The organism is Mesorhizobium sp. U510 (assembly GCF_059180695.1).
In genome coordinates this window covers 1,302,690-1,323,135 of the sequence record NZ_CP180532.1, presented here as the reverse complement: position 1 = coordinate 1,323,135, position 20,446 = coordinate 1,302,690, and the positions used below count along the sequence as shown (strand labels likewise).

The 20,446-nt window shown below is 64.4% G+C and carries 19 protein-coding genes; 10 read left to right on the top strand and 9 right to left on the bottom strand.

Annotated elements, in window-relative coordinates; all coding sequences use genetic code 11:
• Positions 1-138 precede the first annotated feature (138 nt).
• The 4 genes from pheS to ACLGL5_RS08470 all read left to right on the top strand — a co-directional run bounded on the left by pheS (position 139) and on the right by ACLGL5_RS08470 (position 4,757).
• The gene (gene pheS, locus ACLGL5_RS08485; protein WP_019862658.1) at positions 139-1,236 is read left to right on the top strand and encodes a phenylalanine--tRNA ligase subunit alpha; all 1,098 of its coding nucleotides are present in this window, start codon (positions 139-141) and stop codon (positions 1,234-1,236) included.
• Positions 1,233-1,655, top strand: coding sequence for a GFA family protein (locus tag ACLGL5_RS08480; RefSeq protein ID WP_069090775.1), 423 nt, complete (start codon positions 1,233-1,235; stop codon positions 1,653-1,655). The genes pheS and ACLGL5_RS08480 overlap by 4 nt, the downstream gene beginning before the upstream one ends.
• A complete protein-coding gene (gene pheT / locus ACLGL5_RS08475; protein ID WP_069090774.1) occupies positions 1,652-4,060 on the top strand; it encodes a phenylalanine--tRNA ligase subunit beta in 2,409 nt (802 codons plus the stop codon). The genes ACLGL5_RS08480 and pheT overlap by 4 nt, the downstream gene beginning before the upstream one ends.
• A gap of 94 nt (positions 4,061-4,154) precedes the next feature.
• The gene (locus ACLGL5_RS08470; protein ID WP_038651482.1) at positions 4,155-4,757 is read left to right on the top strand and encodes a nucleotidyltransferase family protein; all 603 of its coding nucleotides are present in this window, start codon (positions 4,155-4,157) and stop codon (positions 4,755-4,757) included.
• A gap of 103 nt (positions 4,758-4,860) precedes the next feature.
• On the opposite strand, the gene ACLGL5_RS08465 is transcribed toward ACLGL5_RS08470, so the two are convergent.
• Positions 4,861-5,856: an aldo/keto reductase gene (locus ACLGL5_RS08465; protein WP_069090773.1), complete on the bottom strand. Its 996-nt coding sequence runs from the start codon at positions 5,854-5,856 to the stop codon at positions 4,861-4,863.
• Between the two features lie 181 nt (positions 5,857-6,037).
• On the opposite strand from ACLGL5_RS08465, the gene ACLGL5_RS08460 reads away from it, so the two are divergent.
• The 5 genes from ACLGL5_RS08460 to ACLGL5_RS08440 all read left to right on the top strand — a co-directional run bounded on the left by ACLGL5_RS08460 (position 6,038) and on the right by ACLGL5_RS08440 (position 11,025).
• Complete coding sequence (locus ACLGL5_RS08460; RefSeq protein ID WP_069090772.1) at positions 6,038-6,928, top strand: LysR family transcriptional regulator; 891 nt, start codon at positions 6,038-6,040, stop codon at positions 6,926-6,928.
• A 71-nt stretch (positions 6,929-6,999) separates the two neighbouring features.
• Positions 7,000-7,569 (top strand): cytochrome b, encoded by a 570-nt coding sequence (locus tag ACLGL5_RS08455; protein WP_069090771.1) that lies wholly within the window; start codon positions 7,000-7,002, stop codon positions 7,567-7,569.
• A gap of 69 nt (positions 7,570-7,638) precedes the next feature.
• Complete coding sequence (locus tag ACLGL5_RS08450; protein WP_069090770.1) at positions 7,639-8,214, top strand: YceI family protein; 576 nt, start codon at positions 7,639-7,641, stop codon at positions 8,212-8,214.
• Positions 8,215-8,295: 81 nt separating this feature from the next.
• Positions 8,296-9,282, top strand: a complete 987-nt coding sequence (locus ACLGL5_RS08445; protein ID WP_064985150.1) for a Gfo/Idh/MocA family protein — start codon at positions 8,296-8,298, stop codon at positions 9,280-9,282.
• An 84-nt stretch (positions 9,283-9,366) separates the two neighbouring features.
• Positions 9,367-11,025, top strand: a complete 1,659-nt coding sequence (locus ACLGL5_RS08440; RefSeq protein ID WP_069090769.1) for an FAD-binding dehydrogenase — start codon at positions 9,367-9,369, stop codon at positions 11,023-11,025.
• A gap of 39 nt (positions 11,026-11,064) precedes the next feature.
• Here ACLGL5_RS08440 and ACLGL5_RS08435 read toward each other — a convergent pair whose 3' ends face one another.
• The 7 genes from ACLGL5_RS08435 to bcoG all read right to left on the bottom strand — a co-directional run bounded on the left by ACLGL5_RS08435 (position 11,065) and on the right by bcoG (position 18,983).
• Positions 11,065-12,003 (bottom strand): alpha/beta hydrolase, encoded by a 939-nt coding sequence (locus ACLGL5_RS08435; RefSeq protein ID WP_069090768.1) that lies wholly within the window; start codon positions 12,001-12,003, stop codon positions 11,065-11,067.
• Positions 12,004-12,219: 216 nt separating this feature from the next.
• Entirely contained in the window at positions 12,220-13,002 is a 783-nt protein-coding gene (locus ACLGL5_RS08430) for a carnitinyl-CoA dehydratase (protein ID WP_064985154.1), read from the bottom strand.
• A complete protein-coding gene (locus tag ACLGL5_RS08425; protein WP_069093246.1) occupies positions 12,995-15,073 on the bottom strand; it encodes an acetate--CoA ligase family protein in 2,079 nt (692 codons plus the stop codon). Before ACLGL5_RS08425 ends, ACLGL5_RS08430 begins: the two co-directional genes overlap by 8 nt.
• Positions 15,074-15,156: 83 nt before the next feature.
• Positions 15,157-16,320, bottom strand: a complete 1,164-nt coding sequence (locus ACLGL5_RS08420) for an acyl-CoA dehydrogenase family protein (protein WP_019862645.1) — start codon at positions 16,318-16,320, stop codon at positions 15,157-15,159.
• 4 nt (positions 16,321-16,324) lie between these two features.
• Entirely contained in the window at positions 16,325-17,419 is a 1,095-nt protein-coding gene (locus tag ACLGL5_RS08415) for a carnitine 3-dehydrogenase (protein WP_019862643.1), read from the bottom strand.
• Positions 17,416-18,045 (bottom strand): HD domain-containing protein, encoded by a 630-nt coding sequence (locus ACLGL5_RS08410; protein ID WP_019862641.1) that lies wholly within the window; start codon positions 18,043-18,045, stop codon positions 17,416-17,418. Before ACLGL5_RS08410 ends, ACLGL5_RS08415 begins: the two co-directional genes overlap by 4 nt.
• 14 nt (positions 18,046-18,059) lie before the next feature.
• The gene (gene bcoG, locus ACLGL5_RS08405; protein ID WP_032933947.1) at positions 18,060-18,983 is read right to left on the bottom strand and encodes a 3-dehydrocarnitine:acetyl-CoA trimethylamine transferase BcoG; all 924 of its coding nucleotides are present in this window, start codon (positions 18,981-18,983) and stop codon (positions 18,060-18,062) included.
• A gap of 79 nt (positions 18,984-19,062) precedes the next feature.
• On the opposite strand from bcoG, the gene ACLGL5_RS08400 reads away from it, so the two are divergent.
• Positions 19,063-20,043: a GlxA family transcriptional regulator gene (locus ACLGL5_RS08400; protein ID WP_027047641.1), complete on the top strand. Its 981-nt coding sequence runs from the start codon at positions 19,063-19,065 to the stop codon at positions 20,041-20,043.
• Here ACLGL5_RS08400 and ACLGL5_RS08395 read toward each other — a convergent pair.
• The gene (locus ACLGL5_RS08395; RefSeq protein ID WP_069090767.1) at positions 20,040-20,261 is read right to left on the bottom strand and encodes a hypothetical protein; all 222 of its coding nucleotides are present in this window, start codon (positions 20,259-20,261) and stop codon (positions 20,040-20,042) included. The genes ACLGL5_RS08400 and ACLGL5_RS08395 overlap by 4 nt on opposite strands.
• Between the last annotated feature and the right edge of the window lie 185 nt (positions 20,262-20,446).

The window sequence follows — 20,446 nt, the reverse complement described above, 5'->3', positions numbered from 1 at the left end:
CTTCCCAAGCATTCGCAATTCTGATTTGGGGAACCCGCGCTGGCACGGCTGGCGCGGGTTCTTTTTTGACCCTGATGCAACCAAAATGGTGACGACGAACCAAAGTGGTGTCGGTCGCCCTATCGAGAGAGCTTCACTGTGAACGCCACCGCTGGAAATCTTGAAGCCCTGGAAGATTCACTGCTGGCCGATATCGCATCGGCCGCTGACGAGCCGGCCATCGAGGCCGTGCGCATCGCCGCCTTCGGCAAGAAGGGCACCGTGTCCGAGATGCTGAAAACGCTTGGCGCCATGACCGCCGAGGAGCGCCAGCTCAAGGGGCCCGTCATCAACGGCCTCAAGAACCGCGTCACCGAGGCGCTGACGGCCCGCAAGGCCGAATTGAAAGACGTGGCGATCGCAGCGCGTCTGGCCGCCGAGAAGGTCGACGTGACGCTGCCGGTGCGGCAGTCGCCGGCCGAGCGCGGCCGCATCCATCCGATCAGCCAGGTCATCGACGAGATCGCGGCGATCTTCGGCGATCTCGGCTTCGCCATCGCAGAAGGTCCAGACATCGAGACCGACTATTACAATTTCACCGCGCTGAACTTCCCTGAGGGACATCCGGCGCGCGAGATGCACGACACCTTCTTCTTCCAGCCGGACGAAAAGGGCGAGCGCAAGCTGTTGCGCACGCACACCTCGCCCGTGCAGATCCGCACCATGGAGAAGCAGAAGCCGCCGATCCGCATCGTCATTCCGGGCAAGACGTACCGGCAGGATTCCGACGCCACGCACTCGCCGATGTTCCATCAGGTCGAGGGACTGGTGATCGACAAGACGGCCAACGTCGCCAACATGAAGTGGGTGCTGGAAGAGTTCTGCAAGGCGTTCTTCGAGGTGCCCTCGGTCAAGATGCGCTTCCGGCCGTCCTTCTTCCCGTTCACCGAGCCAAGCCTCGAGGTCGACATCCAGTGCGACCGCTCGCGGCCCGGCGAAGTGCGTTTCGGCGAAGGCTCCGACTGGATGGAGATTCTCGGCTGCGGCATGGTGCATCCCAATGTGCTGCGCGCCGGCGGGCTCGATCCGGACGAATATCAGGGTTTTGCCTGGGGCATGGGCATCGATCGTATCGCCATGCTCAAATACGGCATGCCGGATCTGCGCGCCTTCTTCGACGCGGATGTCCGCTGGCTGTCGCATTACGGTTTCCGGCCGCTCGATATGCCGACGCTGTTCGGCGGCTTGAGCGCATGACAGCGCTCCACATCGGCGGCTGCCGCTGCGGCGCCGTGCGGTTCGAGGCTTCGGCCGAGCCGCATCACGTCAGCTATTGCCATTGCGGCGATTGCCGGCGGGCCAGCGGCGCGCCGGTCTCGGCCTTTGTCGGCTTTTTGGCCGGCAAGGTGGCGTTCACCGGCAAGGCGCTGAAGATGTACGAGAACGGCCCGGTGACGCGCTCGTTTTGCGGCGTCTGCGGCTCGCCCATCGCCTATGTCGACGAGCGGCTGGAAGACGACATCTACTTCATGCTCGGCGCCATGGACGCGCCGGCCGACCTCAAGCCGACGCTGCATGCCTATGTCAGCGAGCAGCTTCCTTTCCTGCATATGTCCGACGATCTGCCGAGACATCTGAAATCAAGCGTCAAAAGACCAGACGGAACAGCCCCATGAAATTCACCCTCTCCTGGCTCAAGGATCACCTCGAGACCGATGCCTCGCTCGACGAGATCGTCGAGCGGCTGACGTCGATCGGCCTCGAAGTCGAGCATGTCGACGACAAGTCGAGCCTGAAACCCTTCGTCATCGCCAAGGTGCTGACGGCGGTGCAGCACCCCGATGCCGACCGGCTGCGCGTGCTGACCGTAGACACCGGCGACGGCAAGCCCCCCGTCCAGGTTGTCTGCGGCGCGCCGAATGCTCGCGCCGGCCTGATCGGCGCTTTCGCAGCGCCCGGCACCTATGTGCCCGGCATCGACGTGACGCTGACAGTCGGAAAGATCCGGGGCGTCGAAAGCCACGGCATGATGTGTTCGGAGCGCGAGCTGGAACTGTCCGACGAGCACAATGGCATCATCGACCTGCCGGCCGACGCGCCGGTCGGCACCAGCTTTGCGTCCTACGCCCATCTCGACGATCCGGTCATCGAGATTAATCTGACGCCGAACCGGCCGGATGCCACCAGTGTCTACGGCATTGCCAGGGATCTGGCGGCAAGCGGGCTCGGCACACTGAAAAGTGGTGCAGTCGAAAAGATTGCCGGGAAGGGCGAGACGCCGGTCAAGGTGGTGATCGAAGCGCCGGAGCTTTGCCCGGGCTTCGCCTTACGGTTGGTGAAGGGCGTCAAGAACGGCCCGTCACCGAAATGGCTGCAGCAGAGGCTGATCGCCATTGGCCTCAGGCCAATCAGTGCACTGGTCGACATCACCAACTATGTCACCTTCGATCGCGGCCGGCCGCTGCATGTGTTCGACGCCATGAAGGTCGCCGGCAACCTTGTCGTGCGCCGCGCCAGGGACGGCGAGAAGGTGATGGCGCTCGACGGTCGCGAATACACGCTGACATCAGACATGTGCGCCATCGCGGACAACAACGGCGTCGAATCGATCGCCGGCGTGATGGGCGGCGAGCATTCCGGCTGCGACGAGTACACGACCGACGTGCTCATCGAATCCGCGCTTTGGGATCCGATCACCACCGCCCGCACCGGCCGCACGCTCGGCATCATCACCGATGCGCGCTACCGTTTCGAGCGCGGCGTCGACCCTGAATTCATGGTCCCCGGCGTCGAGCTGGCGACGAGGCTGGTGCTCGATCTCTGCGGCGGTGAGCCGGCCGAGACCGAGGTCGTCGGCTATGCCGGCCACAAGCCCAAGATCGTCTCCCTTCCGCTGTCGGAAGTGACGCGGCTGACCGGCATCGAGGTGCCCAAGGCGGAAAGCCTCGACATCCTGTCACGACTCGGCTTCAAGCCGCAGGGTTCGGGCGATGTCGTCGATGTGGCGGTGCCGTCCTGGCGTCCCGATGTCGATGGCAAGGCCGATCTGGTCGAGGAAGTGATGCGCATCCACGGCGTCGACAACATCGCCCCGCAGCCGCTCGGCGCTCATGACGCAGTCAATTCGAAGATCCTGACCACGCTGCAGATCCGCACCCGCACAGCCAAGCGCGCGCTTGCCGTGCGCGGCATGATGGAAGCCGTCACATGGTCGTTCATTCCGGCCAAGCATGCCGAGTTGTTCGGCGGCGGCCAGACGGCGCTGAAGCTTGCGAACCCGATCGCCGCCGACATGTCCGACATGCGGCCGTCGCTGCTGCCGGGGCTGATCGCCGCCGCGCAGCGCAATGCCGACAAGGGCATTGGCGACGTCGCGCTGTTCGAGGTCTCGGGCACCTATGAGGGCGACGGCGCCGACCAGCAGCGGCGCGTGGCCGCCGGCGTGCGCCGCGGCACGGCCAAACTCGACGGCTCCGGCCGCAGCTGGGCCGGCAATTCCGGTCCGGTCGGCGTGTTCGATGCCAAGGCCGATGCGATTGCGGCGCTCGAGGCCTGCGGCGCGCCCGTCGAACGGCTGCAGATCGAGGCGGGCGGTCCGGCCTGGTACCATCCCGGCCGGTCCGGCACGATCAAGCTCGGGCCGAAGACCGTGCTCGGCACGTTCGGCGAATTCCATCCCAAGACGATGGAAGGGCTCGATGTTTCCGGCCCACTCTGCGGCTTCGAAGTGTTCGTCGACGCCGTGCCGGAGCCGAAGGCCAAGCCGACGAAGACCAAGCCGAAGCTGGAGCTCTCGGCCTTCCAGGCGGTGAAGCGCGACTTCGCCTTCGTCGTCGACAAAGCGATCGAGGCCGGTACGCTGATGCGCGCCGCACTTGCCGCCGACAAGAAGCTGATCACAGCCGTCTCGGTCTTCGACATTTTCGAAGGCGCGTCGCTCGGCGCTGACAAGAAATCGATCGCCATCGAAGTGTCGATCCAGCCGGTCGAGAAGACGCTGACCGACGAGGATTTCGAGGCGCTGGCCAAGCGCATCGTCGAGAATGTCGGCAAACAGACGGGCGGCGTGCTGCGCGGCTGAAGCAATTTCGGGAAAAGTGCGTAGCGGTTTTCCTACAGGAATTGCGCCGGAACTACGCCTTGCAGGCAGATGGCGAATCGTCCTCCAAAGGGCGATGGACCATCTGCGCTATTCCGGGCTGCCGTTCGAAGCACAGCGAGGGGCGTTTCTCGAGATCGTGTCGGGGGACTCGCTCGTCCGTGAAGCACTGGTACGTGCCCGCACGCTTGAGCTGCCGGACTGGCTGGTCGTCTCCGGCGCACTTTACAACAGCGTCTGGAATCATTTGACGGGCAAGCCATCAGGTTACGGCATCAAGGATGTCGACCTGTTCTATTTCGACGACAGCGACCTGTCCTATGAGGCCGAGGACGATGTCATCCGCCAGGCAGCGCGGCATTTCGAAGAGCTGGCGCTGCCGGTCGAGGTGCGCAACCAGGCGCGGGTGCATCTTTGGTATCCGCAGAAATTCGGGCAGCCCTGCCCGCGCTATACGAGTTCCCGCGAACCCATCAGCCATTTCGCCTCGAAGACGCATGCGGTCGGGGTGCGGTTCGATGCCCACGGGCAGCTCGATCTGGTGGCGCCATTCGGGCTCGACGATGTCTTTTCGTTCCGCATCACGCCAAACCGAGTGATGGATAACCGGCGCACGCATGAGGCGAAGGGCAAGCGGGCGCGGGAGTGCTGGCCGGAGATTGAGGTGGTGCCGTGGTAGGACGCGGAGGCAGGACAGAGGGGGGCGCTGTCCCGCCGACGGCTCCCATTCTCAACGCTGCAAAAAGAGGCGCCGAAGCGCCCCTTCTTCCGCTGACCGCTGCTCACCCATTCACAAGCGCCAGCAACTCCTCCGTGTAGCGCTTGCCGACCACCTTGTCCGGCGACAGCGCATCGCCGATCGCCGCGACCTCGGCTGCACTCAGTTCGATCTCCGCCGCCGCAGTGTTCTGCTCCAGATGGCGGATTTTCCGTGCACCCGGGATCGGCACGATGAAATCGCCCTGGTGCAGCACCCAGGCGAGCGCCAGCTGCGCCGAGGTTACGCCCTTTTCCGCCGCCATTTTTTCCAGCGTGGCGATAACCTTGGCATTGGCTTCCATGGCCTCGGCCTGGAAGCGCGGCAAGGTCCGGCGCCAGTCGCCATCGTCTAGCGTTTCCGGCCTGGCGATGGTGCCGGTCAAAAGGCCACGGCCGAGCGGGCTGTAGGGAACGAAGCCGATGCCGAGTTCGCGGCAGACGGCGAACACATCCTCTTCCGGGTCACGGGTCCACAGCGAATATTCGCTCTGCACGGCCGCTATCGGGTGCACGGCATGCGCACGGCGGATGGTCGCCGCACTTGCCTCCGACAGGCCGAGCGCGCGCACCTTGCCCTCGCGCACCAGTTCGGCCATGGCACCGACGGTATCCTCGATCGGCACGTTGGGGTCGACACGGTGCTGGTAATAGAGGTCGATGACATCGGTACCCAACCGCTTCAGCGAGGCCTCGGCCACCGCCTTGACGTGCTCGGGGCGGCCGTCGACGCCGGCCATGCGGTCGAGGCCGGTGCCTTCCTCCAGAATCTTGAAGCCGAACTTGGTGGCGATAGTCACCTTGTCGCGAACCGACTTCAGTGCCTTGCCGAGCAGGATCTCGTTCTCGTAGGGGCCATAGACTTCCGCCGTGTCGAAGAAGTTGACGCCGATCTCGACGGCGCGGTGCAGCGTGGCGATCGCCTCGCCCTCCGGCTGACCGCCATAGGCAAAGCTCATGCCCATGCAGCCGAGGCCGACGGGATAAACGTTCAATTCAGTTCCCAGCTTGCGGGTTTGCATCACGCGTCTCCTTGTTGTGATGCTTAAAGCGCGTCGACAACGCGCTTTAAGTTTTGTTTTGTGCATGTCGTTGTCCCAAAACCGCTGCGCACTTTTGGGCGACATGCGTGAGGAGATAGCGCCTTGCTTTGTGTTCGATAATCGTCTCTCATTTGCACGGGCTGTTCCAAGAAATAGATCAATGAACCGAGCGCATCTCTCCCAACTGGCCGTGCTTGCGACCGTCGCCCAATGTGGCAGCTTTCGCGGCGCGGCCAGGGAATTGGCCATCGCACCGTCAGCGGTCAGCCATGCCGTGTCCAGTCTGGAGGCACGGCTCGGCGTGCGGCTCCTGGCGCGCAGCACCCGCAGCGTCGCGCCGACGGAAGAGGGTGCGCAATTGCTGGAGCGGTTACGTCCTGCCCTTTCCGAAATCGACCTGGCGCTGGAGACGGCACTCGAGGCGCGCGACCGGCCGGCCGGGAATCTGCGGCTCAGCGTGCCGCGCACGGCGGCGCATCTGGTGCTGACGCCACGGCTCGGCGCCTTTGCCGCGGCCTATCCCGATATCGTGCTGGAGATACTCATCGAGGATCGTTTCACCGATGTGGTGGAAGGTGGTTTCGACGCCGGCGTGCGGCTCGGCGAGAGCCTGCAGCGCGACATGATCGCGGTGCGCATCGGGCCGGACATGCGCGGCGCGGTGGTCGGCGCGCCATCCTATTTCGCGGCCATGCCGAGGCCGCATCATCCGCGCGACCTTGCCGTTCATCGCTGCATCCGCTTCCGCTTCTCCAGCGGCATTCTCTACCGCTGGGAATTCGAAAAGGACGGCGAGGAGATGGAGATCGCCGCGCAGGGGCCGCTGATCCTCGACGAGGACCATCTGATCGCGCAAGCCGCGATCGACGGCGCCGGGCTCGCCTTCGTCTTTGAGACTTATGTGCATGCCCCGCTCGCCGACGGAAGGCTGATCCGCGTGCTGGAGGACTGGTGCCCACCCTTCGACGGGTTCTTTGTCTATTACCCCAGCCGCCGGCAGATGCGCCCGGCGCTCAGGGCATTTGTGGATTTCTTCAAGGTGAGCGGTTAGCTTACCCTTCCACCTTGTAGGGAGGGTGAGGGGCGTTGGAAGAAAGTTCTGTCCAGCGTCGTTCACACACAATGCAGTCGATCACCAACACCGCGACCCGCTACGGCTGGGCGACGATCCTTCTTCACTGGCTGATCGGCATCATTTTCATCGGCCAGTTCGCCCTCGGCTTCATCATGGTGCGGCTGACCAGCCAGCGTACCGCTTTCGAGCTGATCCAGCTGCACAAATCGCTGGGCTTTCTGCTGCTTGGCCTCATCATCCTGCGCATCGCGTGGCGGCTTGGCAATGCGACGCCGCCTCTGCCGGCTTCGGTCGGCGCGCTCGAACGGCGTACGGCGCCGCTCGCGCATCTGGCGCTCTATGCCTTCCAGATCGCCTTGCCCTTGTCCGGCTGGGCGCTGGTTTCGGTGTCGACGCTGGAAATCCCGACCATGCCGTTCAACCTGTTCGTTATGCCCAATCTGCCGCTCGCCGAATCCGATGCCGCCGAAAGCTTCTGGGCAGCCGCGCACTGGTATCTCGCCTATCTGGGCATCGCGCTCGTCGCGCTGCATGTCGCAGCCGCCCTGCGCCATCACTTCCTGCTGCGCGACAGCGTGCTCACGCGTATGATCACACCTTCGTCAGGTGGGGAATAGAGCGGGCGGCACGCGCGTTTGTGAGGTGAGGACGCAAACAAGCGTTGCCTCCAAGAAAGGAACAATCCCATGCATGCGCGCATCCTTGGATTCGCGGCTTTTGCCGCATGCCTTGCCGTGCCCGCAGCCGCGGCGGTGGCATTGAGCGACGCCGCCGGCAGCTACACGATCAGCCCGGCAGGCTCCAACATCCGTTTCACCATAGGCAAGGCCGGCGGCGGCGGCTTCGACGGCGCCTTCGCCCGCTTCAAGGGCACGATCCGCATCGACAATGGCGATGTCGGGCGCTCGAAGGTCGACCTTACCATCTATCCGGAAAGCGTCGGCACCGGCCAGAGCCGCATCGATGCCTTCCTGCGCTCCGACGCGGTGTTCGATGCGGCCAACAGCCCGGAAATCCAGTTCCGCTCGACCAGCGTGACCCGCACCGGCGACACGTCAGCCCTTGTCACCGGCAGGCTGACGGCGCGCGGCAAGACGTTTGCGGAAAAATTCACCGCCGAGCTCAATGGGTTGAAGGGCGGCACGATCAAATTCCATGTCACCGGCAAGGTGCTGCGGTCGCGCTACGGCATGGATGTCGGCACGCCGCTCTATTCCAACGTCGTCGACTTCGACATGACGCTGACGGGGAAGCGGGGCTGAGCCAGGGGTCAGCCTCGGTCATTGGCTTTTCCGTCGATTTCGGGCAAACCTCGCCTGATGTAACCGACATGGAGAAGCGTGATGTTCCGATGGGGTGTGTTGTCGACGGCCAAGATTGGCCGCGAGCAGTTGTTGCCGGCAATCGTCGAGGCGGAGAACGGCGTGCTGGCGGCGATCGCCAGCCGCGACCTGTCGAAAGCCAAGGCCCTGGCCGAGCGGTTCGGCGCGCGCCATGCGTTCGGATCGTACGAGGAACTGCTGGCCTCCAAGGATATTGACGGCGTCTATATCCCGCTGCCGACCTCGCAGCATGTCGAATGGACGGCCAAGGCCATCGAGGCGGGAAAACATGTGCTGGTCGAGAAGCCTCTGGCGCTGGACGCCAAGGATATCCCGCCGCTGATCAAGCTGCGCGATGCCAAGAAGGTGCTGGTCTGCGAAGCCTTCATGGTCATTTACCACCCGCAATGGATCAAGGTGCGCGACCTCATCGCCAGCGGCGCCATCGGCCGGCTGCGCCATGTGCAGGGCGCGTTCTCCTATTACAATGTCGACCCCAGCAATATGCGCAACCAGCTCGACCTCGGCGGCGGCGCATTGCCCGACATCGGCGTCTACCCGACCGTGTCGACGCGGTTTTCGACCGGCAAGGAGCCTAGCCGTGTGCAGGCAACGATCGAGCGCGACAAGAAATTCGGCACCGACATCTACTCCTCGATCCGCGCCGATTTCGGCGATTTCGAACTGTCCTTCTATCTGTCGACGCAGATGGCGGCGCGCCAGGTGATGGTGTTCCACGGCGAGAAGGGCTTCATCGAGGTCTTCTCGCCCTTCAATGCCGGGCTCTACGACCATCACCGCGTCGAGTTGCACAACCAGAACCATACCGAAGCGCAAGTGTTCCGCTTTCCCGGCACGCAGCAGTACCGGCTGGAGGTCGAGACTTTCGCGCGTGCCGCACAGGGCGGCAAGGAGCGTGTCTTCACGCTGGAGGAATCCGTGCTCAACCAGAAGGTCATCGACGCTATCTTCCGCGCCGGCGGCAAGGATGGCTGGGAGGCCGTCTGACATTTACTTTGACGCAATTCTGGATGGAAAACCGCCTCACACTTTTCCTGGAATTGCGCTAGCCGGCTAATTCTGGGAGGAAAGATGGCTGACGATGCGGACGTTATCATTGTCGGCGGCGGCCTTGCCGGGCTGGTTGCCGCCGCCGAACTCGCCGAGGCCGGCAAGAAGATCATCATCGTCGACCAGGAGCCGGAGCAGTCGCTGGGCGGACAGGCGTTCTGGTCGTTCGGCGGGCTCTTCCTCGTCGATTCGCCCGAGCAGCGGCGCATGCGCATCCGCGATTCGCATGATCTGGCGCTCGAGGACTGGATGGGCACCGCCGCTTTCGACCGGCCGGAGGATTTCTGGCCGCGCAAATGGGCGGAAGCCTATGTCGGTTTCGCCGCCGGCGAGAAACGCTCCTGGCTGCTGCAGCGCGGCCTGAAATTCTTTCCCGTCGTCGGCTGGGCCGAGCGCGGCGGCGGCAATGCCATCGGCCACGGCAATTCAGTGCCGCGCTTCCACATCACCTGGGGCACCGGCCCCGGTGTTCTCGAGCCCTTTGTCCAGCGCGTGCGCGAGGCGCAGAAGCGCGGATTGGTCAGCTTCAAGTTCCGCCACCGGGTCAACGAACTGACGCGCACTGGCGCTGTCGTGACCGGTGTGCGCGGCGACATCCTGGAACCCAGCACCGTCGAGCGCGGCCACAAGAGCTCGCGCGACATATCGGGCGATTTCGAGCTTCACGCGCAAGCGGTGGTCGTCGCCTCCGGCGGCATCGGCGCCAACCACCAGCTGGTGCGGGAAAACTGGCCGAAGCGGCTGGGAACGGCGCCCAAGCGCATGATCACCGGCGTGCCTGACCATGTCGACGGCCGCATGCTGGCGATCACCGAAGCGGCCGGCGGCATGATCATCAACCGCGACCGCATGTGGCACTATGTCGAGGGCATAAGAAACTGGGCGCCGATCTGGACCGACCATGCGATCCGCATCCTGCCCGGCCCGTCCTCGCTCTGGCTCGACGCGCGCGGCAAGCGCCTGCCGGTGCCGCTCTATCCCGGTTTCGACACGCTGGGCACGCTCAGCCACATCATGAGCACCGGCTTCGACTATTCCTGGTTTATCCTGACCAGGAAGATCATCCAGAAGGAGTTCGCGCTGTCGGGCTCCGAGCAAAATCCCGACCTCACCGGCAAGAGCTGGCGCCAGGTGCTCGGCCGCGCGACGTCGGGCATTCCGGGTCCGGTGAAAGCGTTCATGGAGAAGGGCGAGGATTTCATCGTCGAGGCCGACGTTTCGAAGCTGGTGACGCGCATGAACGCGCTGGCCGGCGGCGAGCCGCTGCTCGACGTCGCCCAGGTGGAACGCGAGATCCGAGCCCGCGATCGCCAACTCGACAATCCGTTCTCCAAGGACATGCAGATCACCGCGCTGCGCGGCGCCCGCGCCTATCTCGGCGACAAGCTCATCCGTACAGCCAAGCCGCACAAGATGCTCGATCCGGCAAACGGCCCGATGATCGCGGTGCGTCTCAACATCCTGACCCGCAAGACGCTGGGCGGCCTGCAGACCGATCTCGACAGCCGCGTGCTGGGCGCCGATGGCCAACCAGTACCCGGGCTCTATGCGGTGGGCGAAGCGGCCGGCTTCGGCGGCGGCGGCGTGCACGGCTATGCCGCACTGGAAGGCACGTTCCTTGGCGGCTGCATCTTCTCCGGCCGCAGCGCCGGCCGAGCGGCGGGACGCTCGGTGGCGTGAAACGACGTTACCATGGCCCGTGGTGAGACGGGAAACCGCTTACCAGAGCCAGGCGGCTCGTCCAAGGGCGGCGACCGCGTCGACGATCCGCGTGAAACTTTCGCGGGCGCGCCCGACCGTGTGCCGGGCCCTGAGATAGCCGTGCACCAGACCCGGTTCCTCGAACCAGGTGGCCCGCCCGCCTGCCGCGACGATGCGGTCACGATAGGCCTCGCCGTCCGAAGACAGCGGATCGCACTGCGCGGTGACCAGCACGGTCGGCGGCAGCTTGGCGAAGTCGGTGTCGGCAAGCGGCGCCAGTGTGGCATCGCCGCTGCGATCCTGCCCGCCGGTGCGGATATGCTTGTAGAATTCGAGATCGCGCATGGTCAGCATCGGCGCTTCGGCATGTGTCACATACGAACCCTTCGAGCGGTCGCCGCCGAGGCCGGGATAGATCAGCACCTGGCCTGCCGGCCGTTTCGCATGGCCGCGCGTTGCGTGCGCAGTGGCGGCGCAGAGATTGCCGCCGGCGCTGTCGCCGCAAAGCAGGATGGGTCGGTCGTGGGTGGAGGCAGCCCATGCGAAAGCGCTCATGGAGTCGTCAAAGGCGGCCGGATGCAGATGCTCCGGCGCCAGCCGGTAATCGACGGAGACAATTTCGTAGCCAGTGCGGGCGCAGAGCTCGGCGCAGACGTCGTCATGGCTGTCCAGCCCGCCAAGGATGAAGCCGCCGCCATGGATGTAGAGCACTGTCGCCGCCGGTTGCGGGGCGCTTCGGTAGGTGCGGATCGGGATATTGTGCGTTGGTGTTGCAATGGCCGAGGTTTCGACCGTCACGCCCTGGGGATAGCCAGCAAAGAATTCCCGGCACATACGGTCATAGATCTCGCGCTGCTGCGCGATCGTGTAGTCGATCGTATCGGGCGGATAGTAGGAATTGGTCCGCTCGATGAAGGCCCAGGTCTCTGCGTCGATGAGTTTTGTGTAATCGGTCATGCTGGACACGCCGACTGCAAAGGTCGAGCCCAGTCACCCCCCTCTGTCCTGCCGGACATCTCCCCCGCAAGGGGGGAGATTAGCAACTTTGATCGCGGCGCTTTTCTTGCGGCGCTGGTCATTGGAGAAAGCAGAGATAACATCCGATCTCCCCCCTTGCGGGGGAGATGCCCGGCAGGGCAGAGGGGGGTGCTTCGCGCTGTCATCTCCGCGGAGTCACTTCCCCTTCCACACCGGATCGCGCTTTTCGGCGAAGGCGCGGAAACCTTCCATATTGTCTTCCGACCCATACAGCGCATCGACCGTCGCCAACTGGCGGCGCGTTACCTTGTTCATGGCGTCCTGGAAGGTCAGCGCTTCGGCCACGCGCGCGGTCTCCTTGATCGCGGCGAAGACCAGCGGCGGGCCGCTGGCGAGCAGGCGGGCGATCTCCCAGACGCGGTCCTCGAGCTTTTCCTTGGGCAGCACTTCGTTGACCAGGCCCCAGCGATGCGCCTCAGTGACATCCATCCAGCGGCCGGTGAGCAGAAGGTCCATGGCGACATGATAGGGAATGCGCTTCGGCAGCTTGATTGTCGCCGCGTCGGCCAGCGTGCCGGCACGGATTTCGGGCAGCGCGAAAGAGGAGTGGTCAGAGGCGTAGATGAGGTCACAGGACAGCGCCAGTTCGAAGCCGCCACCCACCGCCATGCCGTTGACGCAAGCGATGACCGGCTTGTTCAAGTCGCGCAATTCCTGCAGGCCGGCAAAGCCGCCGACGCCATAGTCGCCGTCGACCGCGTCGCCGCCGGCGGCGGCCTTCAGGTCCCAGCCGGCGCAGAAGAACTTGTCGCCGGCTGTCTTGACGATGGCGACGCGCAGTTCCGGATCGTCGCGGAACGCCTTGAAGGTTTGCCCCATCAGCCGCGAAGTCTTCAGGTCGATGGCGTTGGCCTTGGGCCGGTCGAGCGTGACCTCGAGGATAGAGCCTTCGCGGCGCGTCGAAATGACGTCAGACATTCTTGTTCTCTCCCAGCACCAGCAGCGCGTCGGCGATCCAGGCACCCTTGCCCTCGACGCAGACGATCAGCGGGTTGATGTCGAGTTCCTCGATCTCGCCGGCATTCTTCTGCACGAAGCCGGCAATGCCCGCGATGGCGTCGATGGCGGCCGCGACATCGGCCTTCGGCCGGCCGCGATAGCCTTCGAGCAGCGGGAACAGCTTCAGGCCGCGCAAAGCCGCCTCGATGTCGTCGCGGGTCGCCGGCAGCATCAGCGTGACGCTGTCGCGCAGCAATTCGACCAGCACGCCGCCAGTGCCCAGTGTCATGACAGCGCCGAACATCGGATCCCTGGTGAAGCCGACGATCAGTTCGGCGACGCCGTCGCGCACCATGCGCTCGACATAGAGGCCGGTGCCGAGCGGCAGCAGATCATGCGCCGCCGTGCTGACGGATTCGGCGTCCTTGAGATTGAGCCGGACGGCGCCGACCTCGGATTTATGGGTGACGCCCAGCGCCTTCAGCGCCACGGGAAAGCCGAGCGCCATCGAGGAGATCACCGCCTCGACCGCATTGCCGGCGCGCTCGCCCTTGGGCACCGGAAGCCCGGCCTTGATCAGCCGCGCCTTGGCTTCGGCTTCGTCTGGCGTGACATGCTCACCGCCGGCAGCACCTGCAGCGGATGTGTCGACCGGCTGCGCCTGCGGTTCAGCCCATGCCCAGCCGATGAAGGCCGCTGCACCTGCGGCATCCATGGCCTCGGAAATGCCGAACAAGGGCACCATGCCGCGCGCCATCAGTTCGGCGGTGTATTCCTCGGGCAGGTTCTCCGGCAGCGAGGAGACGATCGCGCCATGCGCCCTGTTGGTCTTCAGCGCCGATTCGAAGGCGCGCAGCGTCGCCCACCAGTCGGTGACCGAACAGCGGTCGGGGCGCGGAAAGTCGAGCACCAGCATGTTGAGGTCGAAACCGCCCGACACCATGGCGGTGAAGGTGGCGGTCATCGCCGGCTCGTTGTTCCAGATGAAGGTGTGATAGTCCAACGGATTGGCGACCGCGACCAGCGGCCCGAGCGTCGACTTGACATGGGCGCGATGGCTCTCGGTCAGAACCGGGAAATTGACCCAGCGGCCTTCGGCGCTGTCGGCCATGACGGAGGCCTCGCCGCCCGAACAGCTCATCGACGACAGCCTGTAGCCGGGCAGCGGCCCGGTGATGTGCAGCAGCTTCAGCGCCTCGATGAAGGCGGGGATGGAATCGACGCGCGCAATGCCGAGCCGCCTCAGGAAGGCACCCGAGGCCGCGTCCGAGCCGGCCAGTGAGGCGGTGTGCGAAACGGTCGCCTGCCGCGCCTGTTCGGAGCGGCCGACCTTCATGGCGATGATAGGCTTTTTCAGTTCGCGTGCGCGCGCCGCCAGCCGCTCGAAGCCGGCTACCGAATCGAAGGCCTCGATGTGCAGGCCGAGCGATGTCACCCGCTCATCCTCGATCAGGCCGAGCGCCATTTCGGAGAGGCCGGTCTGCGCCTGGTTGCCGGCGGTCATCAGGAAGGCGATCGGCAGGCCGCGCTTCTGCATCGTCATGTTGATGGCGATGTTGGAGGACTGGGTGATGATGGCGACACCCTTGCCGCCCTCCTCCAGCCGGATGCCGCCATGCTGGTCAGGCCACAAAAGCGCGCCGTCGGCATAGTTGATCAGGCCGTAGCAATTCGGCCCGATGATCGGCATCTCGCCAGCGGCCGCGACCAATTCGGCCTGCAGCCGCTCGCCGTCATCGTCATAGGCTTCGGTCTCGAGGAAGCCGGCGGCAAAGCAGACGGCGCCGCCGGCGCCGCGTTCGGCCAGCGCCTTGACGACCTCGATGGTCAGATGCCGGTTGACTCCGACAAAGGCGGCATCCGGCGCGCCGGGCAGATCGGCGACGGACCGGTAGGCCTTACGTCCGGCAACCTCGTCCTTGGTCGGGTGCACCGGCCAGATCTCGCCGGCAAAACCCATCTTGATCGATTGCGCGACGACGGCGGCGGCCTGCACGCCACCGAAGACGGCGATCGATTTCGGGCGCAGGAGACGTTCGAGTTTATGCATGGTCATCTTTTCGTTTGAGCATCTCAGGACAAACGATCTCGTTTGCCCGACAAAACCGAATCTCGGCTTTGGACGATCATGCTCTAAGCACCGAACGGACGCAGCAGCGCCCGCGAAATAATATGTCGCTGAATCTCCGACGTGCCCTCCCAGATGCGTTCGACGCGAGCGTCGCGCCAGATGCGTTCCAGCGGCAGGTCGTCCATCAGCCCCATGCCGCCATGGATCTGGATCGCCTCGTCGGCAACGTATGCGAGCATTTCGGTGGCCTTCAGCTTGGCCATGGCCATGTCCTGGTCGGTGACGGTGCCTTGATCGTACTTCCAGCCGGCTTCGAAGACCATGAGGTCGGCGGCCTTCAATTCGGTCGCCATGTCGGCGAGCTTGAACGACACGCCTTGGAACTTGCCGATCTGCTGGCCGAATTGCTGGCGCTGCGCGGCATACTCCACCGCATGGCCGAGCGCCCGCTCGGCGCGGCCGAGACAGGTGGCGCCAACCTGCAGGCGCGTGGCGCCCAGCCAGGAATTGGCAACATCGAAGCCCTTGTGCACTTCGCCGAGAACCTGGCTTGCCGGCAGCCGGCAATCGTCGAATTCGAGGATGGCGTTGGTGTAGCCGCGGTGGGAGACGTTGCGGTAGCCATCGCGCACCGTGAAACCCTTGGTGCCCTTGTCGACAAAGAAGGCGGTGATCTTCTTGCGCTTGCCACGCGGCGAATCCTCTTCGCCGGACGCCATGAAGACGATGGCGAAATCAGCGAGATCGGCGTGAGAGATAAAATGCTTGGTGCCGTTGAGCACCCAGTCATCGCCGTCCTGCACGGCTGACGCCTTCATGCCGCGCAAATCGGAGCCGGCGCCAGGCTCGGTCATCGCCAGGCAGTCCCATTTCTCGCCACGGATGCAAGGAAACAGATATTTTTCGCGCTGCTCGGGGGTGCCGGCCAGGAGGATGTTGGAAGGCCGCGCGACGCAGGTCCAGTGCAGCGCATAATTGGCGCGGCCGAGTTCCTTTTCGTAGAGCAGCCAGGTCACCGTATCGAGACCCGCGCCGCCGACGTCCGCCGGCATGTTGGCGGCATAGAGCCCGGCCTCGATCGCCTTGGCCTTGATCTCCTCGATCAGCTCGCGGCGCAGCACGCCGGTGCGCTCGACCTCGCGCTCATGCGGATAAAGCTCGTTCTCGACGAAGGCGCGCGTCGTCTCGACGATGAGTTTTTGTTCCTCCGAAAGACCGAAATCCATGGCCTCAGCCCTTCTTCTTTTTCTTCGGCTTCTCCGCCTTCTTCACCGGCTTGGAGGCCTTGGCCTTCTCGGCGGCCGTGGAAGCCGTCGGCTTCTTCGCCGCCAGCTTGGCCAGCTGCTTCGTATAATCCTTATGCAGCGCGCCGGCGCCCCAGCCCTTGCCCTTGTTCTGCTTCGACAGCGCATCCATGATCGCGACAAGATTGTCGTCGCGGATCTTTTCCAGCTCGCGGATCGACAGGCCATGCGCCTGGTCGTCCGACTGGGTGGCGATCAGGTCGACCAGCTCGTCGTTGAATTCCGGCACGTCCATCAGCTTGGTCCACGGCCATTTCAGGCACGGCCCGAACTGCGCCATGAAGTGGCGCATGCCGGCCTCGCCGCCGGCGACGCGGTAGACCTGGAACATGCCCATCTGCGCCCAGCGCAGGCCGAAACCGTAGCGCATGATGTCGTCGAGTTCCTCGACCGTGCAGATGCCGTCCTTGATCAGCCACAGCGCCTCGCGCCAGGCTGCTTCCAGCAGGCGGTCGCCGACGAAGGCCTCGATCTCCTTGCGGATGACGACAGGCTTCATGCCGATCGAGGCATAGATCTCCTTGGCGACCTCGATGGCCTCGGGAAAGGTCTGCTCGCCGCCGACGATTTCGACCAACGGCAGGAGATAGACCGGGTTGAACGGATGGCCGACGACCAGCCGCTCCGGGTGCTTCTTCATCGCCACCTGCATGTCGGTCGGCTTGATGCCGGAGGTCGAGGAGCCGACAATCGCGTTGGCCGGCGCATGGGCGTCGATCTCGGCCAGCACCTTGTGCTTGAGATCGAGACGCTCCGGCACGCTTTCCTGGATGAAATCGGCATCGGCGACCGCCTCGGCAATGGTCTTGGCGAAGGTGAGCTTGCCCTCTTTCGGCAAGCCGCCGGGCACCATCTGCTTGTAGGCGCGGCGCGCGCCCTTCATCACTTCCGAGACCTTGCGCGAGGCTTCGGGATCGGGATCGAAGATCGACACGTCGATACCGTTGAGCAGCAACCGCGCCACCCAGCCGGCGCCGATGACACCGCCGCCAATGGCGGCCGCCTTGTTGATGATGCTCATGCGGAAGCTCCGGTTCTTGTCCTGGCTGTTTCGGGATCGACGAGAGGCACGCGCTCGCCGGCGCGGATCACGGCGGGGTCGTAAGCCTTGCGGGCAAAGACCTCGAGCACGAAGGGTCGGAAGAAGTCGATCGGCAGCGTCTCGTAATCGGGATCGAAGCTCGACTGGTCCCAGCGCTCGCAAAACTGGTCGCAATCGTCGAAATAGGCGTGGCCGGCAAAGCGATCGCGCGCATGGCGGTTGCCGCCGAGATGATGGGCGTAGTAGAGCCGCTGGAAGTCACCGTGCTTTTCCACCACCCAGGTGCATTGCTCGCGCACGAAGGGCTTCAGGATCGAAGCGGCGTATTCGTCGTGATTGTAGGGCGCGTAGATGTCGCCGATATCATGCAGCAGCGCGCAGGCGATCCAGTCGGTGTCGGCGCCGTCGCGCCAGGCGCGCGTCGCCGCCTGCAGCGAATGGCCGAGCCGGGTGATCTTGTAGCCGGACAGCCCCTCGTCGAGCTGGACCAGCGCGTCGAGCAGCCGCTCGCCGGTTTTGGCGGCATAGTCGATTTCATGGGCGGTCAGGAACTCGTAATCGTCCCTGTCGCCATCCTTCATCGCGGTGAACTTGACGGTAGCCATGATCAGACCCCGTTTTACGCCGCGGCTGCGATCGGCGCCCGCTTGGTCAGGTTGAGCTTCTTGCGCACTTCCTCCGGCCCCAAGATCCGGGCGCCGAGATTGGTGACGATGCTGGCGGCGCGCTCGACCAGCTGCGCGTTGGTGGCCAGCACGCCCTTGTCGAGCCAGAGATTGTCTTCCAGACCGACGCGGACGTTGCCGCCGGCGAGCACGGCCGCGGCGGCATAGGCCATCTGGTTACGGCCGATGGCGAAGGCCGACCAATTCCAGGTCGACGGCACATTGTTGACCATTGCCATGAAGGTGTTGAGATCGTCGGGCGCGCCCCACGGCACGCCCATGCAGAGCTGCACCAACGCATCGGGGTTAAGCACCTTTTCCTCGACCAGTTGCTTGGCGAACCAGAGGTGGCCGGTGTCGAAAGCCTCGATCTCCGGCTTGACGCCGAGCGCCGTCATCATGCCGCCCATGGCGCGCAGCATGCCGGGCGTATTGGTCATGACATAGTCGGCTTCGGCGAAGTTCATGGTACCGCAGTCGAGCGTGCAGATTTCCGGCAGGCACTGGCGCACATGTTCCATGCGGTTGGTGGCGCCGCCCATGTCGGTGCCCTTTTCGTTGAGCGGAAGCGGCGCTTCCGGCGAGCCGAACACCATGTCGCCGCCCATGCCGGCGGTGAGGTTGAGCACCACGTCGACATTCGCGTCGCGGATGCGCTCGGTCACTTCGCGGTAGAGATGCACATCGCGCCTGGGTTTGCCGGTCTCAGGGTCGCGGACATGGCAGTGGACGATTGCCGCACCGGCCTTGGCCGCGTCGATGGCCGAATCGGCGATCTGCTTTGGCGAACGCGGCACATGCGGAGAGCGATCCTGCGAACCGCCGGATCCGGTCACGGCACAGGTAATGAAGACCTCACGGTTCATCGCAAGCGGCATGGAATTCTCCTCCCAATCGAAACAGAAGCACAGCATTGCGCGACTTGCAGGCGACTGTTTTGCGCTTTACGAAGGCTGCATGCCAAAAAACGAAAAAGCGACAATCTTTCGCGCCGAGCAGTCGCCGCTCAAGGTGACGTTGCTGGTGTTTTCCGGGGCATCCATCATGTGCGTGGCGTGCGCCGTCGATCCGCTGCGCGCCGCCAACCGCATCGCCGGCGAAACCCTGTTCGACTTCAAGCTGGTTTCGGTAACCGGGGAGGCGCCGGTCACGACATGCGGCCTGCCCGTGGCGGTCAGCGGCCGATTCGATGCGACGGAACCAACCGATGTCCTGGTCGTGGTCGCGGGCTTCGGCACGCAGAACTATGCCACGTCTGCCTTGCTCGCCGGGCTGCGCCGCGCGGCGCGGTCGGCCCGCGCCTGCGGCGGCGTCGAGGCGGGCACCTGGCTGGTGGCGCGCGCCGGCTTGCTGGAAGGGCGCAGCGCCACCACCCATTGGGAAGACATGGAAGATTTTTCGTCGGCCTTTCCCGGCGTAGACGTGCGCCCCGATCGATACATCATCGATGGGCCGGTGTTCACCACGGGCGGCGCATCACCGACCCTGGACCTGATGCTGCACCTGATTCGCACCCGGCTCGGCATGGCCGTTGCGCTCGATGTGGCAAGCGCATTCATCTACGATCAGGCGCGCGTGGCGACGGATGCGCAACCGCTGGTCTCGCTTGGTCGGCTCGATGGCTACGATCCACGCCTGGCGCAGGCCATCCGGCTGATGGAAGCGCATGTCGATCAGCCGCTGACCATCGAAGCAATAGCCAAGCGTGCCGGCGTGACGGCGCGCACCCTGGAAAGCATCTTCCGCAAGTCGATTGGCGAGACGCCGGGCGCCTATTATCTGAGGCTGCGGCTAGGGGCCGCGCGCCGGCTGGTGGTCGACACGCGCGTGGCCATGGCGGATATTGCCGGGCGGACGGGATTCTCGTCCGCCGCGGCATTTTCCAGAGCGTTTTCAAGAGCTTTTGGCGAAGCCCCGGTCAGGTTGCGCCGGGGCTAAGTCAGTTCAGGGAATCGAGCAGCGTTCTGGCGATCGCTGCCGGCGTCGATCTGCGAGCGCATCTGTCTCACCAGCCGGACTTCAAAACGGTTGCTGACGGCGCGATCCCATTGGTTTTTCACGTCGTCGGTCGGCCGCGGCAGCGCCATCAGCCGGTCGATGATCGATCCGGTCTCCCCAGATGAGAGCAGGGCGTCGATTTCGCGTTCGTGCTGCATATCGGTTCGCCTCCTTCCTTTCACCCGCCACAGGCCCCTCTTATACGAGATACGTGACGGCAGTTTGAAGGCAAGAGCGAGGTCATTGAGGGGCAGCCAAGGGCAAAACCTTGTCGCCGGATGAGCGCTTCGGCGCAAAGCCGTTCCGCGCGCCAAAACCCGAGTCAGGAAGATCAGCCGGGCCG

Coding starts and splice junctions, on each gene's coding strand:
- ACLGL5_RS08480 (WP_069090775.1), top strand. CDS start 1,233: ATGACAGCGCTCCACATCGGCGGCTGCCGCTGCGGCGCCGTGCGGTTC.
- pheT (WP_069090774.1), top strand. CDS start 1,652: ATGAAATTCACCCTCTCCTGGCTCAAGGATCACCTCGAGACCGATGCC.
- ACLGL5_RS08470 (WP_038651482.1), top strand. CDS start 4,155: ATGGACCATCTGCGCTATTCCGGGCTGCCGTTCGAAGCACAGCGAGGG.
- ACLGL5_RS08465 (WP_069090773.1), bottom strand. CDS start 5,856: ATGCAAACCCGCAAGCTGGGAACTGAATTGAACGTTTATCCCGTCGGC.
- ACLGL5_RS08460 (WP_069090772.1), top strand. CDS start 6,038: ATGAACCGAGCGCATCTCTCCCAACTGGCCGTGCTTGCGACCGTCGCC.
- ACLGL5_RS08455 (WP_069090771.1), top strand. CDS start 7,000: ATGCAGTCGATCACCAACACCGCGACCCGCTACGGCTGGGCGACGATC.
- ACLGL5_RS08450 (WP_069090770.1), top strand. CDS start 7,639: ATGCATGCGCGCATCCTTGGATTCGCGGCTTTTGCCGCATGCCTTGCC.
- ACLGL5_RS08445 (WP_064985150.1), top strand. CDS start 8,296: ATGTTCCGATGGGGTGTGTTGTCGACGGCCAAGATTGGCCGCGAGCAG.
- ACLGL5_RS08440 (WP_069090769.1), top strand. CDS start 9,367: ATGGCTGACGATGCGGACGTTATCATTGTCGGCGGCGGCCTTGCCGGG.
- ACLGL5_RS08435 (WP_069090768.1), bottom strand. CDS start 12,003: ATGACCGATTACACAAAACTCATCGACGCAGAGACCTGGGCCTTCATC.
- ACLGL5_RS08430 (WP_064985154.1), bottom strand. CDS start 13,002: ATGTCTGACGTCATTTCGACGCGCCGCGAAGGCTCTATCCTCGAGGTC.
- ACLGL5_RS08425 (WP_069093246.1), bottom strand. CDS start 15,073: ATGCATAAACTCGAACGTCTCCTGCGCCCGAAATCGATCGCCGTCTTC.
- ACLGL5_RS08420 (WP_019862645.1), bottom strand. CDS start 16,320: ATGGATTTCGGTCTTTCGGAGGAACAAAAACTCATCGTCGAGACGACG.
- ACLGL5_RS08415 (WP_019862643.1), bottom strand. CDS start 17,419: ATGAGCATCATCAACAAGGCGGCCGCCATTGGCGGCGGTGTCATCGGC.
- ACLGL5_RS08410 (WP_019862641.1), bottom strand. CDS start 18,045: ATGGCTACCGTCAAGTTCACCGCGATGAAGGATGGCGACAGGGACGAT.
- bcoG (WP_032933947.1), bottom strand. CDS start 18,983: ATGCCGCTTGCGATGAACCGTGAGGTCTTCATTACCTGTGCCGTGACC.
- ACLGL5_RS08400 (WP_027047641.1), top strand. CDS start 19,063: ATGCCAAAAAACGAAAAAGCGACAATCTTTCGCGCCGAGCAGTCGCCG.
- ACLGL5_RS08395 (WP_069090767.1), bottom strand. CDS start 20,261: ATGCAGCACGAACGCGAAATCGACGCCCTGCTCTCATCTGGGGAGACC.